Origin of the sequence: Rhizobium lusitanum (assembly GCF_014189535.1) — a bacterium.
Taxonomy (GTDB): domain Bacteria; phylum Pseudomonadota; class Alphaproteobacteria; order Rhizobiales; family Rhizobiaceae; genus Rhizobium; species Rhizobium lusitanum_C.
In genome coordinates this window covers 2,161,254-2,175,384 of record NZ_CP050307.1, presented here as the reverse complement: position 1 = coordinate 2,175,384, position 14,131 = coordinate 2,161,254, and the positions used below count along the sequence as shown (strand labels likewise).

12 protein-coding genes are annotated in these 14,131 nt (G+C 57.9%); 6 read left to right on the top strand and 6 right to left on the bottom strand.

Features of this window, described 5'->3' with window-relative positions; all coding sequences use genetic code 11:
- Positions 1–28: 28 nt before the first annotated feature.
- The 3 genes from HB780_RS12945 (at position 29) to HB780_RS12935 (ending at position 3,052) form a co-directional block, all read left to right on the top strand.
- Positions 29–1,039, top strand: coding sequence for a zinc-dependent alcohol dehydrogenase family protein (locus HB780_RS12945; RefSeq protein WP_183688298.1), 1,011 nt, complete (start codon positions 29–31; stop codon positions 1,037–1,039).
- 122 nt (positions 1,040–1,161) lie between these two features.
- Positions 1,162–2,181: a LacI family DNA-binding transcriptional regulator gene (locus HB780_RS12940; protein WP_183689713.1), complete on the top strand. Its 1,020-nt coding sequence runs from the start codon at positions 1,162–1,164 to the stop codon at positions 2,179–2,181.
- Positions 2,182–2,284: 103 nt separating this feature from the next.
- A complete protein-coding gene (locus tag HB780_RS12935; RefSeq protein ID WP_183688296.1) occupies positions 2,285–3,052 on the top strand; it encodes an SDR family NAD(P)-dependent oxidoreductase in 768 nt (255 codons plus the stop codon).
- Between the two features lie 142 nt (positions 3,053–3,194).
- Here the strand turns inward: HB780_RS12935 and HB780_RS12930 are convergent, their stop codons facing one another.
- Positions 3,195–3,653 (bottom strand): Lrp/AsnC family transcriptional regulator, encoded by a 459-nt coding sequence (locus tag HB780_RS12930; protein WP_183688294.1) that lies wholly within the window; start codon positions 3,651–3,653, stop codon positions 3,195–3,197.
- A 126-nt stretch (positions 3,654–3,779) separates the two neighbouring features.
- On the opposite strand from HB780_RS12930, the gene HB780_RS12925 reads away from it, so the two are divergent.
- Positions 3,780–5,063, top strand: coding sequence for a cystathionine gamma-synthase family protein (locus HB780_RS12925; protein WP_183688292.1), 1,284 nt, complete (start codon positions 3,780–3,782; stop codon positions 5,061–5,063).
- A 185-nt stretch (positions 5,064–5,248) separates the two neighbouring features.
- Here HB780_RS12925 and HB780_RS12920 read toward each other — a convergent pair whose 3' ends face one another.
- From HB780_RS12920 to HB780_RS12900, 5 genes are all read right to left on the bottom strand, one after another.
- A complete protein-coding gene (locus HB780_RS12920; protein WP_183689712.1) occupies positions 5,249–5,968 on the bottom strand; it encodes an ROK family protein in 720 nt (239 codons plus the stop codon).
- Between the two features lie 24 nt (positions 5,969–5,992).
- The gene (locus tag HB780_RS12915; protein WP_183688290.1) at positions 5,993–8,416 is read right to left on the bottom strand and encodes a glucan 1,4-alpha-glucosidase; all 2,424 of its coding nucleotides are present in this window, start codon (positions 8,414–8,416) and stop codon (positions 5,993–5,995) included.
- 222 nt (positions 8,417–8,638) lie between these two features.
- A complete protein-coding gene (locus HB780_RS12910) occupies positions 8,639–8,842 on the bottom strand; it encodes a cold-shock protein (protein ID WP_183688287.1) in 204 nt (67 codons plus the stop codon).
- Between the two features lie 335 nt (positions 8,843–9,177).
- Positions 9,178–10,092 (bottom strand): ABC transporter substrate-binding protein, encoded by a 915-nt coding sequence (locus HB780_RS12905; protein WP_183688285.1) that lies wholly within the window; start codon positions 10,090–10,092, stop codon positions 9,178–9,180.
- A gap of 493 nt (positions 10,093–10,585) precedes the next feature.
- Positions 10,586–11,515 carry a LysR substrate-binding domain-containing protein gene (locus HB780_RS12900; RefSeq protein ID WP_183688283.1) on the bottom strand — a complete coding sequence of 310 codons (930 nt, stop codon included), beginning with the start codon at positions 11,513–11,515 and terminating at the stop codon, positions 10,586–10,588.
- Positions 11,516–11,667: 152 nt separating this feature from the next.
- On the opposite strand from HB780_RS12900, the gene HB780_RS12895 reads away from it, so the two are divergent.
- Positions 11,668–13,002, top strand: a complete 1,335-nt coding sequence (locus HB780_RS12895; protein ID WP_183688281.1) for an LLM class flavin-dependent oxidoreductase — start codon at positions 11,668–11,670, stop codon at positions 13,000–13,002.
- A gap of 197 nt (positions 13,003–13,199) precedes the next feature.
- Complete coding sequence (locus HB780_RS12890) at positions 13,200–14,126, top strand: fatty acid desaturase (protein WP_183688280.1); 927 nt, start codon at positions 13,200–13,202, stop codon at positions 14,124–14,126.
- The last annotated feature ends 5 nt before the right edge of the window (positions 14,127–14,131 follow it).

The following is a 14,131-nucleotide window of genomic DNA, read 5'->3' as shown; positions in this document are numbered from 1 at the left end:
GTTCGGCTCGATAAGAAGGAGCATGAAGATGAAAGCTATTTCCTTCACGGAAAAAGGTGTCGCGGCATCTGTCGACATGCCGCTGCCGGAATTGCTTGCGGGGCATGCTCTGGTGCGCGTGCGGGCCGCTGGCCTCTGCCATACCGATATCGATGTCTTGCATGGCCGCTATGGCGAAGGCCGGTTCCCGTTGGTGCCTGGCCATGAGTATGCCGGCATTGTCGAAGCAGTCGCCCCTGATGTTACCGGCATCTACGTTGGCGCCCGGGTGGCCGTCGACCCAAACCTGCCCTGCGGTACATGCCCCGCCTGCAGCAAGGGCCTCACAAATCTCTGCCGCGATCTGAAAGCCTATGGTGTCACCCACAATGGCGGGTTTGCGGAGTACAGTCTGGTGCGGGTCGGACACCTGCACGGTATCGGCACGCTCCCCTTCGAGGTGGCGGCACTGGCCGAACCTCTGGCCTGTGTACTCAATGGCTTGAGCAGCGCCGGGCTGAACGCAGGTGCGGCGAGTACCGACAACGCGCTGGTGTTCGGCGCCGGTCCAATCGGGCTTCTCCTCGCCCTGTCACTGAAGGCAGAAGGCGTGGGATCCGTGACTGTCGCCGATATCAACGAGAGCCGTCTTGCCTTCGCCAAGGAGCTCGGGCTCGAGGCCGTCGCTGCCGGCTCCAAGGAGTTGCTGGCTCAAAAGCGTGCTTTCGATCTTGTGGCCGACGCGACTGGAATCGCGAGCGTCGTGGAGGCGATGATCGACTTTACCGCCGATGGCGGCACCATCATGGTGTTTGGCGTCTGCGCCCCGGATGCGCGGATTTCAATTCCGCCGTTCGAAATCTTTCGCCGTCAGCTCAAAATTTGCGGATCGCATTCCCTCAACAGAAACATCCCCGATGCGCTGGCGATATTACGGCGTGACAATGGCGCTATGGCACGATTGGTTTCGCATAAATTGCCGTTGACTGAGATCGTGCCCTATTTCACCAAACGCGGCGGTAATCCAGCAACGATGAAAGTTCAATTTGTAGCCGAATAGAGTTCGGCAGTGGAGCAAGTCGAGCGTGCCTCTCGTTTCACCTTTTCGAAGGGCAATGAGTCATTTAAACAGCAATAAGCGGCACGTCAGGAGATTAAATGGTGGGAAAGACGATCAAAACGATGGAGGACTTCTCCGAATTCGTCGGCCTCTCTCGTCCCACTGTTTCCAAGTATTTCAACGATCCGAACTCGGTCCGAAGAAAGACGCGAGACACTATTGAAATTGCGCTCAAGAAGTCGGGGTTCCGTCCTAACGTCTTCGCGGTCAACCTGAACCGCCGGCGCACCAATATTCTCGGCATTATCATTCCGAACTCGACGGACCCGTTCTACATGGCGCTGACGCGGCGCCTCGAGTCCCTTGCCAGCGAAGCTGGGTTCTTCGCTCTCGTGCTGTCGTCTGATGGCCGAGCAGAGATGGAGGACCGGGCGATCGGGACGCTGAAATCGATGAATGTCGCCGGCGCGGTCATCGCACCGCTCGGAATTGAATCCCATCGGCGCACATTGGAGGATTTCGGTCGAGATGTTCCTCTGATCTACGTCGACTCGCCGCTCGACGAAACATCCGCTTTCGTCGGCACCGACAATCGGCAGAGCTTCGGTCTCATCGTCGATTACCTCTGCAGATCAGGCGAACCGCCCTGCTATCTGGGAATGCCTCATGTCAATACCAATGCATTGACGCGAGAGAAGGCCTATGTCGACGCCATGAAGCGCTTGGGCATGACACCACACGTCGTCCCGGTCACGAGCATCAAGACCTGGGACTTTGAGAAATTCGGTTGCGATGAAGCCGCCAAGATCTTGAATTCGAAACTGGGTTTTCCGACCCGAACAGTCTTATGTGCCAATGACCGCGTGGCGTTCGGAGCCATTTCCGCAGCCTATCGTCACGGCCTGCGCGTCGGCCATGGTGCAGATTATCAGCTGCGCATCGCGGGCCATGACGATCATCCACTTTCAAGATACGCATGCCCTCCGATCACGACAGTAGCACAGAACTACGATCAGATCGGAAAGCGCGCGATCGAGATGCTGCTGTTCAAACTTGGTGAGATCACAGGCAGCGCGGCATCGGCTGACGTTGATGAGCATGTACTGCTGAGCGGTGACCTGATGCTTCGCGACTCAGCCTAGTTCGTCGTCATTTCCCTGCCGACTAGCCCGGTTCCGGGTAAAACAGTGATATCGTTGAAGCCCGCAACACTGCGGCGAAAATCATGGCAGGTGAGGTAGAGGCATGACCGACAGACTAAAAGGCAAGATCGCAATCATTTCGGGCGGGGCGACTGGCATGGGAGGGGCAGCCTCCCGACTGTTCGCGCAGGAAGGGGCAAAGGTCGCAATCATCGACCGGAACGGCGACGCGGCTGCGCAAACGGTCAAGGACATTCGCGCCGCCGGAGGTGTCGCTGCGCACTGGGTGGCGGATGTCTCCGACGAGGCGGCAGTTGCCGACGCGGTGAGAGGAGCGGAAGAGGCATTCGGTCCGATCACTGTGCTGTTCAACCATGCGGGAACGATTGTCATCAAACCGTTCCTGGAAACGACGGTTCAGGAGTGGGATTGGCTGCACGCAGTCAATGTCCGCTCCATGTTTCTGATGACCCGGGCGGTGCTGCCGGGAATGATCGCCGCCGGTGGCGGCTCGATCGTTTGCACATCGTCGATTTCCGCCGTGGCCGCAACGCCGATGGAAGTTCTGTATGACACCACGAAAGGTGCTGTTCATATGTTCGCCCGGGCGATCGGTGTTGAGTTTCGCGACCGCAACATTCGCTGTAATGCCGTGTGCCCGGGGTTCATCAGAACGCCGCATGGTCTGCGAGAGGTTTCCGAGTTGCAGGCTTTGGGCGTCGACGTGTCGGAGGCCGCTATCGCTGCCCAGCAAGGCCGCATCGGTGAACCCGAGGATGTGGCGCAGGCCGCGCTCTATCTCGCCAGCGATGAATCCCGCTTCGTAAACGGCGCTCACCTCTTTGTCGACAATGGCTTTACCGCGATTTGAGTGGCTTTTTGGGTGTCTGTAGCCAGCGATGTGGAAAATAGGGCTATCAAACGCCTCCCTGTTTCCACCCGACAGAGCAGTATTTTCTTGAAAAGTGGCCAGCGTCGCGTTCAGTCGCGGCGCGCCACGACCTTGTCTTGGCCTAGAACCGCCGTGCCTTGATCGTATTCATCACAAAGCTGGTTTCGATCGTGTCGACGCATTTCAGCTTTGCGATCTTGTCCTTGATGAAGCGTTCATATTGCTCGAGCCCGGCGCTCATCACCTTCAGCACATAGTCTCTCGATCCCGTCACGAGATGGCATTCGAGCACCTCGTCCCAGCTTTGGACGGCATTCTCGAACATCTGGATTTCGTCGTCGTGCTGGCGGCTGAGACGGATCGAGGCAATAGCGGTCATGGTCCAGCCTTCGACGGCAGGATCCACCAGTGCCGCGTAACCCTGGATGACGCCCGTTTCCTCGAGCCGTCGCAGTCGCCGTAGACAGGCCGAAGCGGAAAGACCGACGCGTTCAGCCAATTCGTTGTTGGTGATGCGAGCATCGGCAACCAGCTCTTTTAGAATGCGCCGGTCGATATCATCTGCAATTTTCTGCGTCACTATCACGTAATCTCCGCAAGAAGTTGCTTTCAACAACATCAGAGCGCGTGAAATAGCAAGAACGAGCCGCCATGTTTGATATAATCTGCGATTCAGAGTTCGTGACATCGATTGAGGAGACGTCTCATGACCGCGCCGCATCCGCCGAGAACCCACATCGGCAATCATGCCCTGCATCCCGAAACACAGATGTTGAACTATGGCTATGATCCCGAACTCTCCGAAGGCGCCGTCAAGCCGCCGGTCTTTCTGACGTCGACTTTCGTCTTCAAGTCCGCAGAAGATGGCCGCGATTTCTTCGACTACGTCTCAGGCCGCAAGGAGCCGCCGGAGGGCAGGGGAGCGGGGCTTGTCTATTCGCGCTTCAACCACCCGAACAGCGAGATCGTTGAGGACCGCCTGGCGGTCTATGAGCGCACGGAAAGCTGCGCCCTGTTCTCGTCGGGCATGTCGGCTATTGCGACGACGCTTCTTGCATTCGTCCGCCCCGGTGATGCTGTACTGCATTCGCAGCCGCTTTACGGCGGCACGGAAACGTTGCTCGCCAAGACGTTCGCCAATCTCGGTGTCTCCGCCGTGGGCTTTGCGGATGGGGTCAACGAAGCATCGGTGCAGGTCGCGGCAGAGGAGGCCATGGCCAAGGGCCGGATCTCGGTTATCCTGATAGAAACGCCGGCCAATCCGACCAACAGCCTCGTTGATGTTGCGATGATCCGCCGGGTGGCCGATGCAATCGGCGAGAAGCAAGGCCATACCCCGATCATCGCTTGCGACAACACGCTGCTCGGACCGGTCTTCCAACGGCCGATCGAACACGGGGCAGACATTTCGCTCTACTCGCTGACGAAATATGTCGGCGGGCATTCGGACCTGATTGCCGGGGCCGCGCTCGGTCGCAAGGCGGTCATGAAGCAGGTGAAGGCGCTGAGAGGCGCGATCGGCACGCAGCTCGATCCGCATTCCTGCTGGATGCTCGGGCGATCGCTGGAAACCTTGCAGATCCGTATGGAGCGCGCGAACAGCAACGGTAAGGCAGTCGCCGATTTCCTGCGGGAGCATCCCAAGGTCGAAAGGATCCACTACCTGTCCTACAGCGACCCGAAATCCGCGCTCGGCCAGACATTCGCTGCCCAGTGCACCGGCGCTGGCTCGACCTTCTCCTTCGACATCAAGGGCGGACAGCCGGCCTCGTTCAAGTTCCTGAACGCGCTGAAGATCTTCAAGCTCGCTGTCAGCCTCGGTGGAACAGAATCCCTTGCCTCCCACCCGGCGACGACGACGCATTCCGGCGTGCCGGTCGACGTCCGCCAACGCATCGGTGTGCTTGAATCGACGATCCGGCTTTCGATCGGTATCGAACATCCCGACGACCTGATCGCCGATCTGACGCTGGCGCTGGACGAGGCTTGAAGGTCGGTGCGATCTGATTACCGCACCCACATTCAAGATGAGACACTGTCGGCTGAAAGCGTAATTTGGTCATGTCCATCGCACGAGATTGGCGATTTACTGTTGCGCCTCCACCGATCGTCGAGGGTCAATCGCAATCCATGAAGCATGGGGTAACGACGTGTTCCACGCTTGCCGAATCCAATCTAAAACCTCAGGCTTTCGTCTTTCCACAGGCGAAATCCGCCGAGAAAAGCATTCTCGTTGTCGCCGGCGCGGCAGCCGTTGGGTAGGTTCTCGAGCTTTTCGACATTGCCGCCACCAATGACAATTTCATGCGGCAGGAGTGCCGCTTGCAATTTGCCTACGACCTTCTCGACCGACTTGCGCCATTTCTTCTTGCCATATTTTTCAAGCCCTCGTTCGCCGACGAAATCCTCGAACGTCCCATCCTTCTTGTAGGGCAGGTGTGCAAGCTCCATGGGCAGGCAGACGTGATTGACGATCATTGCCGAACCCAGTCCTGTGCCGAGCCCAAGAAACAGCATATTGCCGTCCTTATAGCTACCAATCGCCTGCATGACCGCGTCGTTGACGAGCTTGACAGGCTTGCCGAAAGCGGCTGAAAAATCGAAGTCCTTCCAGCCGGGACCGAGATTGTGCGGCTCCGCCGCTGGTTTGTTGTCGGTGACCGGGCCGGGATATCCCATGCCGATGACGTCATATTGCCAGTCGGCAGTAAGCTCTTTGACCGTTTCGACCATCTTCTGTGCCGACATCGCTGCACCGGAGATGGCGGTTCGCCGGTCACTGCCCGAGCTCAAAAGCATTTTGACATGAGAACCGCCGAGATCGATCGCCAGCACGACGAGATCCTTTGGAGCGGTAGGCGTCGTGGGTTTGGGGGATTTGGGTTTTGCGGCCATCATGCGTCTCCCTTTTCGCTGCGTTTATTCGTCGCCATCTGTCACGACGACGGAGAAATCCGTCCCCTCCCAATGGCCGGAATCGGGCCAATTGAAGGTGAAGGCGATCACTGTGCCCGTTGGTAGTCGCTCAGTCGAAAGCTCCACGACGTCGATGCCGAAGCCGTTCTGGCGCGTTGCGGTATCGCTTGCGCTACCCCAACCATCAAAACTCCAGCGAACGACTGCCGGCGCCAACACTTCGATCCTGAGGCGCTTGCCGACAGTAACCTGCGGTGTCTTGTTGTTGAAGCGCCAGAGCACAAAGGGCGCGGTGGTCCTGTTTTTGACATAGCGCTCGACACCCTGCGGAGGCATGTCGAACACGGCGTTGTCTCTCAGCGAACGCAGCAGCTTGATATGTTCGGCATGTGCCCAGACAAGCGGCATCGCGCTGCCGGAGGGTTCGCCGAAAACAAGGCCGCGCTCGGGGATATCAGGCTGGTCCCAAACCTGCTCGGGCAATAGCCCGCCCGGTCCCGCTGACCCTTCGAGAGCGCTGAGCAAGGCGATGGCCGCCTTCGGCCTGCCGGCAGCAAGCTCGTAGTGGGCTCGTTCGCCGGCGAGCAATGGCCATGGGCGACCGATGCCGGTACCGTCGAATGCGCCGCCGTCGGCATGTTCGCCATAGCCGTCGCCGGTGTAGCGATACCAGAGCGGACCTTGTGGCAGATCGCATTTGAGCTGCGCGTCAATAACTCTAACGGTGTCGACAATACGTGGGTCATTGGCGGAACGCAGGCCGAAGCGAACCAGCGCCAGGGCATCCGGACTGACGACGCGGGCCGTTGGCAGATACGATTCTCCGGGTGGCCGGTTCTTGATCGGCACAAAGCCATCGGCAGGCGAGGCGCCATCGGCGATCTCGGGCGGGGCGATGCGGACGTAATATCCCTTGACCCCAAGATCGGCGCTGGCGGCATCGGCACGAACATAGGTCCAGCGCTCGATCTGATCGTTCCAGGCATCCGCAGTCTGCCGAAGATAATCGGCATTGTGGTCCTGTCCGGCAATCTCCAGTATGTCCGCGGCGGCAAGCAATGCGGCAATCTCGACAGCGAGCGTGAAGGGAGAGAAGCCGCCATCTTCCTCCCAGCGGTCCTCACCCGTGACTGGGCCATTGACGACCACATAGCGTGCCGCTCGTTCGACCATTGAAACGTAGGACAGGAGCGCATCGCCGGTCAGTGCTCCTTCGCGGCGCAGCGCGTCGGCAAGCAGGATCGGAAAGGCGCATTCATCCATCTGTATGCCGGTCCAGTAGGGCACGCCGTCGAGCCAGGCATTCTGCGGCCAGTGTCCATCAGCTTCCTGGATCACCCGAAGATAGGCAAGGATGCGGAGCGCATCCTGAGGGGCACCGGCTGCAAGGAAGCCGCCGGCGGTCTCAACGAGATCACGCGGCCAGACCAGATGATAGCCTCCGAGATCCTCGTCGCCCTTGGCAAAGCCCCACGGAATGGACAGTGATGCGACGGCCGGCCCTTCAAAGGACAAAGGCCGGTGTGTCGCAAGAACGGCCGTCGATATCCGGTAGCGATTGACTTCGGGCGGTGGTGCTCTCGGTTCGTCGAGCGCCAGTAGCGTGCTTTGCCATCTCCGCCAGTCGGCGACGTAGGTGCGCTCGGCATCCTTGTAGCCGGCTTGCAAGCTGGCAAGCGCGTTGTAGCCGGCTTCCTCGGAGCGGCTTCCGAAGCCAAGCGAGAGAAGGACGGTATCACTGCCGGCCGCAAGATCGATTTCGCCGGCAAGCGCGACGTTGCCGTTGGCGGCATGGGTGACACTTGGGTCCAATTGGCCGGCATCCTGCAACTGGCGCCATCCGTCGGAAATGCCGACATAGCCTGCGGACGCGGTCCGCCATCCGCCACTGACGGCAAGGGCCAGCGAGATGCCACCCGTGCCCGTCGCAAACAGCATCGGCGTGCCTTTGTAGTTTCCCACCCAGCCGGTGTTGCCGCTGCCGGCATTGACCAGATGCGGGGCGGCAAGCACATAGAGGCGATAGTCGTGAACCGATCCTTGCAGGGCTTCGAACGATATTTGCTGAAGCAAGCTGTTGCGAACCGGATCGACGATGATGCGCTTGACGATGCGGTAGCGTCCATCAAGTGCCGTATTGACGAGCCGGTAGGCCGGGACGCCGTCCTCGATCGTCGTAACGACGCTTTCGGTATCGCGCTTTTCCTCGGAAAAATAGCCGTCCGGACCGGTAACGATCAGGCCGAGGTCGCGCGTACAGGCGCAATCAACGCGCGGAAAATAGACTTCGTTCAGGATGCCGTGGCTTAGCGTGAACCATATGCGGCAGGCTGGCGAGAGCGCCGTGCCAACACCACTCTTCGCGCTGGATGTCCAGCGAGGCGCGATACCCCCCGCACTTGAGCTCGAAGTATCGTCCTGTGTCATGCGTCTGTCTCCATTGCCGCCGCAATTTGCTCCAGCATGGCTGCTTAGGCAAGAGCTACATGCGGCGATCCAGGAACGGCCGGCCACCCCTAAATAACGAAAGCCTATAGACGTGGAATTCAGGCCCTGCGGTTCGATTGTCCCCAAGGCGAGAGGTTGATTTAGCCCATTCCAAAAAAATAGATCAGGCTAAATCCGTGGCAGATTTCCTAGATCATAGGATTAGAGAACGCTGACGTTCTCGGCCTTCGACTTTCCGGTCTTGCGGTCCTGGCCCAACTCGTAGCTGACCTTCTCGCCTTCTCTGAGCGAGCCGCCCCGCTGCAAGGCAGACACATGAACGAACACATCCGTTCCGCCATTCTCGGGCGTGATGAAGCCAAATCCTTTGTCATCGTTGAAAAATTTAACGGTACCTGTAGGCATGATAGTTCCTCTTTAATTCTGCGGCAGTTTGCCCGCCAATCGAACTTATAGCGCGAATCCTTGGCTATCAATGGCTTACGTCCCCTAAAAGGATCGAAAACCTACTCGTCGCTGCCAAGCGGCCTCGATATTCGACGACCAAGAGCTGCTTATAATTGCGATAGATCGCAATTCAAACTCTCTCAACCCATCAATGCCGGGTCTCAATACCCAGATCGCTGGCTCAGAGTATTAGTTGTCACTGCCTTGGCCTTTTCAACCGGCTAAGGTCACTGAAACGCTGCCACCGATCATTGCGTGGAGCGCGCTGAACGCCGCGCCCCACCTGGTTGCAACTAGTCCAACTTGTGTTTGGCAAGCCAATCGCCGGCCACGACATCGAAGCTGTCATGGTTGGCCAGACGGCCATTCATGACAACAAGATCCGTGGTCGTCAGAGCAGCAGAGACCGCATCGAGCGTTTTGGTTACGACGTCGCTGACTTTGGGCGTGGCGATCACCGGAACGATGTTTTGAGCGGAGAAAAGATTCTTGACGTCCTCCAGCACAACGAGGTCATTTTCGGCGATAGCCGGGTCAGTCGAAAATAGATTTGCAACCTGCACCTGGTCATTGACGAGTGCCGCAAGCGTCAGAGGTCCGCCCACATCGAGCGCTCTTAGCGACTTGAACTCTATGCCGTAGAGATCTTTGAGGCCGATCATGCCTTCCTTGCGCGTCTTCCATTCCGGCGGACCGCCAAGCACGAGTTGCGATGCGACAGGTGTAAGATCAGCGATCGTCTTCAGCTTGTATTTCTCGGCTGTTTTACGCGTCACGGCAATGCCGTCGGAATCCTGCGCTGCGGAAGGCGTCAGCATTGAGATTCCCTTCGGCAGGGCCGCCTTGAGGGCGGCGGCGACATCACTCGGCGAGTGGGCGGTGGCGCTCTTGTCGAGATAATTTAATGTCGCGCCTGCATATTCCGGCAGAAGATCGATCGATCCATCGAGCAGCGCGGGAATATATACCTCGCGACTGCCAATGTTCAGCTTCGTTTCCACTGGAACACCCTTTGCAGCCAACGCCTTGGCGTAGATCGTGGCCAATAGCTGGCTTTCAGGAAAATCCGCAGAACCGACGACGATGGTCGTGGTGTCGCTTCGCACAGCAGGGGCTGCTGACAGCGGATCGCCTGCTGCAAGCACCGACGCGGCTGAAAGGGCCATAAGCGCGAATGCGCCAACAGCGGTGATCATCTTGAATGTCATGCGAGCTACTCCGTTTGTTAATCGTCATTGGGGTGAAAAAAGTTGCTCTTTGATGAGCGCTGCCGTCCCAGGCATCGCGTCAGTCCGGCAGAGACGGTGGACCTCGATATGATGCCGATTGGGACGATTATACTGAGAGAAACCAAGCTGTGGCACTTTAAATAGTCTTGTTCTCCGCAGGTGGCTGGCCAAATCGCGATCGCATGAAATTACCCGAAAGAACGAGAGTGACCCTGCCTCCGGCAGGCGAGCAAATCTATGATATCATTAGGAGATTATATCATGGGCCCACGGGCGAAGTGGTCGAAAATCATCAACTTTTGCGAGGCGATAGAAAAACATGCCTTCAAGTTGTGCGATAGAGCCATGGCATTCTAAGGCAGCGATGAGCTTGGTCGAAATTGCAACTCGCCCGCAACATTTTGGAAGAGAGCAATGTTTCTCGCTTCTCGGCTGATCCAGCTGTGATGCACGTTTTTATCGATACATCAGATCATGTGACAAGCGCGGGCGATTCAACACACCGCACGCACTCTGCCGCAAACCAGGTTTTGAACGACGTCACCATGGGGCGGTTTGCACTGCGCTGAGGTAGGTTGATGCAATACGGATTTGCGAGCAGGATTCTCTGTTTCATGGCGACGACCAGACGGCCCGCCTCGACCAGATCGGCGCAGAACAGTCCTTGACCAAGCGCGATACCCAAACCGCCACATGCAAAATCGATCGCCGCCATGGATGAATTCGCCGTGATACCGCGTTGCATCTGGCGGTTCGGTGTTAGACCGGCTTTTTCAAACCAGGTTCTCCATGACGGGAACGATGCGGCGGAAGGTCCCCAGTCCGTGTGGATCAAGGTCGCCCCCAGCATGCTCTCGGTGGAGAGCGACCCTCCGTATTTGTCCAGGAATGCGGGCGAACAAACCGGATAGACGGCGTCAGTGACAATGTCTTCCACCTGATGCTGCGGGTAATGCGAGCGCCCGTAGGAGAGACGGAAATCGATCCGCTCACGTTCGAATGGCACGGGGTCATCCTCTCCGCGTAGGGAAATATCGACCGAGCCGTGTAAGCGAAGGAAGTCCGGCAGGCGCGCGGATAGCCAACCCATTGCCACAGACGGCGCCACCGATATCACCAGTGAGGACCGATGGTCGCCCCCGTCGAGTTCGCGTGCAACGCTGCGCAGATCCGCGAAGGCGTTGAGAAGTTGCGGAAACACGTCCATTCCTGCTTCCGTCAGCACGACACGCCTGTTGGCGCGATGAAACAGTTTGCGTCCGGCCTGCTCTTCGAGGGCGCGAATGAGCTGGCTGACGGCGGCCGCCGAAATCCCGAGTTCTTCGGAGGCCGCGACAAAGCTTCCGGACCGGGCGGCGGCCTCAAACGCCTGCAGACCTCGAAGGGATAGAACACCAGTCATGCATGCACCAAAGTTAAGCTGAGCTTTTCATTCTGGTAGAAATAATCGTTTTTACCCGAAAGTAAACTTGCCTAAATTGCCCGCACAAAGCGCATGTTAAGAAGCAGGCGCTGTACTACCTTACCATCCTGAACCCCGAAATGGAGTGCGGAATGTCGCGCCAAAGCATGATCCTGGCTGGTTTCTTCTTCAATCCGCAGGGAGACCACCGCCTGTCATGGCGGCACCCGCGCGCGCCTCGTCACGAATTTCTCGATCTCGACTACTACCGCCGGCTTGCCAGCATCGCCGAAGGTGCCAAGCTGGATGCAATCTTTATCGCAGATCATCTTGGCATCTGGGATACCTATGGAAGCGGATTGACCCATTATGCCAATCCCCGGCTGGAGCCTCTTTCGCTCGTTTCCGCCCTGTCCGCTGTCGTCAAGGACATTGGGTTCCTGGTCACTGCATCCACTTCCTACACAGAGCCTTTCAACACGGCCAGAATGTTTGCCTCGATCGACCATATCAGCAAGGGACGCGTGGGCTGGAACGTGGTGACGTCGGCACTCGAGGAAGAGGCGGTCAATTTCGGGCGCGATTCAAACATCGATCACGCCACACGTTATGAGCGTGCCAACGAATTCCTCGACGTCGTGAAGTCTCTATGGGACAGCTGGGAAGATGATGCGCTGGTGATCGACAGGAGCTCGGGCGTTTTCGCCACCCGCGACCATGTGCATGCCCTCAACCATCATGGAAAGCACTTCAAGGTCAAAGGCCCCCTTAACGTTCCGCGCCCGCCGCAGGGGCACCCGGTGATTGTCCAAGCCGGGTCATCGGATGCCGGCAAGGAACTCGCCGCCGCGCAAGCAGATTTGCATTTCGCCATTGTACGCAGCGAGCAGGAAGGGCTTGCCTATCGCGCCGACATCAATGATCGGCTGGCAAAATACGGCCGCAAAGCCGAAAGCCTCAAGCTGCTGCCGGGCATCCTGCCGATCGTGGCTTCATCGACATCCGAGGCGCAGGAAAAGCAGGCATACCTAGAATCACTGATGCTTGATGAAGTCGCTGTCGATCTCTTGTCGAGCTGGGCCGGGACGGATCTTTCTATCTACCCTCTCGACGGTCCTGTGCCAGACCTGCCCGAAGAGGCCAGCTACAATGGCTGGAGAACCTGGCTTGCGATTGTCCGGAACGAGGCCAACAAGGGGCTTTCGATCAGGCAACTGGCGCGCAAGATCGCCAACACCGGTTCCGTGCCGCTTGTCGCGGGTACGCCGCGCCAAGTGGCGGACGAGTTGGAACACTGGTTCGTTTCGGGTGCGGCCGACGGCTTCAATCTCATGTTTCCGCTCTTGCCTGAAGACTGGGAAAATTTCATGACTCAAGTGGTTCCGGAACTGCAAAGACGTGGTCTTTTCCGCACCGAATATGAACCCGGGACACTGCGTGAACGCCTGGGTTTGGCTCGTCCGGCAAACAGATTTTCCGTGAGGTAGGGGTCATGGCCGGATATATCCCTGCCGTTTGAGGGTGCCGCCGCAGCGAGCCTGTCGACCGGCGCGTATCCTTTGCCGATGTTAAGACCCTGAGCCGAAACCTTTTTTCCACGTAAGTCCATAAAATAAGTAGATTTTATTTTTTAAAACGAACCCGTCTCGAATAACCTGTCAGAGTTGATAGGGGAAAATACATCATGCTCGATAGATCAAAGGCCGTGGGCGGAGCACATCCCGCCGCGCGCTTGCCGGAGTGGCCGACTGTTGCGCTTTCGATCGCTATCTATGGCGGTTTCCTGGCGGTCACTTGGTGGTGGCAATCGTTGCAGCTGGCTCTGGTGGTGGTCGTCGGGGGATGGTTGATCGCGTGGCATGGTTCACTTCAACATGAGGTCATTCACGGCCATCCGACCAGGCTAAGCTGGGTGAACGACGCCATCGGCTGGGTGCCGCTCTCGCTCTGGCTTCCCTATGCGATCTACAAGGAAAGCCATCTCGATCATCACCGTGACGAGCATCTTACCGATCCGATCGAAGATCCTGAGTCCTCGTATTTTACTCGAGCCGCCTGGGAACAGCTCGGCGCGGCCGGAAAAATCTTGGCGCGTTGGAATACGACGTTGTTCGGCAGATTGACCATCGGTCCGGCCGTGATGATCCTGAGCTTCCTGGTGCAGGAATGGCGCCTTGTCCTTGCAAACGAGCCAGGCAGGCGACGTATGTGGGCAGCTCACGGTCTCGGCGTCGCTGTGGTCATTTTTTGGATCACCGCCGTTTGCGGCATGCCACTTTGGCTTTATCTTTTCGGCTTCGTCTATGTCGGTGCGGCGATGACGCGGCTCAGGTCTTACGCTGAGCACAGATACGCTGAAAACCACGACGAACGGACCGCGATTGTCGAAAATAGCCGTCTCTTCGGTTTGCTTTTCCTATACAATAATCTGCACGTCCTTCACCATCGCAAGCCTGGCATACCGTGGTATCGCCTGCCGCGGATCTATCGCGACAACCGTGAAACCCTCATTCGTTCAAATGGCGGGCTCGTCTATAACGGTTACTGGGATATCATGCTCCGGTTCTTTTTGAAGCCGCACGACGATCCGACGCATCCTCGTCACTCGTGAGCGAG

Excerpts from the sequence above, each read along its gene's own strand:
- HB780_RS12925 (WP_183688292.1), top strand. The coding sequence starts at position 3,780 with ATGACCGCGCCGCATCCGCCGAGAACCCACATCGGCAATCATGCCCTG.
- HB780_RS12900 (WP_183688283.1), bottom strand. The coding sequence starts at position 11,515 with ATGACTGGTGTTCTATCCCTTCGAGGTCTGCAGGCGTTTGAGGCCGCC.
- HB780_RS12915 (WP_183688290.1), bottom strand. The coding sequence starts at position 8,416 with ATGACACAGGACGATACTTCGAGCTCAAGTGCGGGGGGTATCGCGCCT.
- HB780_RS12905 (WP_183688285.1), bottom strand. The coding sequence starts at position 10,092 with ATGACATTCAAGATGATCACCGCTGTTGGCGCATTCGCGCTTATGGCC.
- HB780_RS12920 (WP_183689712.1), bottom strand. The coding sequence starts at position 5,968 with ATGGCCGCAAAACCCAAATCCCCCAAACCCACGACGCCTACCGCTCCA.
- HB780_RS12945 (WP_183688298.1), top strand. The coding sequence starts at position 29 with ATGAAAGCTATTTCCTTCACGGAAAAAGGTGTCGCGGCATCTGTCGAC.
- HB780_RS12895 (WP_183688281.1), top strand. The coding sequence starts at position 11,668 with ATGTCGCGCCAAAGCATGATCCTGGCTGGTTTCTTCTTCAATCCGCAG.
- HB780_RS12910 (WP_183688287.1), bottom strand. The coding sequence starts at position 8,842 with ATGCCTACAGGTACCGTTAAATTTTTCAACGATGACAAAGGATTTGGC.
- HB780_RS12940 (WP_183689713.1), top strand. The coding sequence starts at position 1,162 with ATGGAGGACTTCTCCGAATTCGTCGGCCTCTCTCGTCCCACTGTTTCC.
- HB780_RS12935 (WP_183688296.1), top strand. The coding sequence starts at position 2,285 with ATGACCGACAGACTAAAAGGCAAGATCGCAATCATTTCGGGCGGGGCG.
- HB780_RS12890 (WP_183688280.1), top strand. The coding sequence starts at position 13,200 with ATGCTCGATAGATCAAAGGCCGTGGGCGGAGCACATCCCGCCGCGCGC.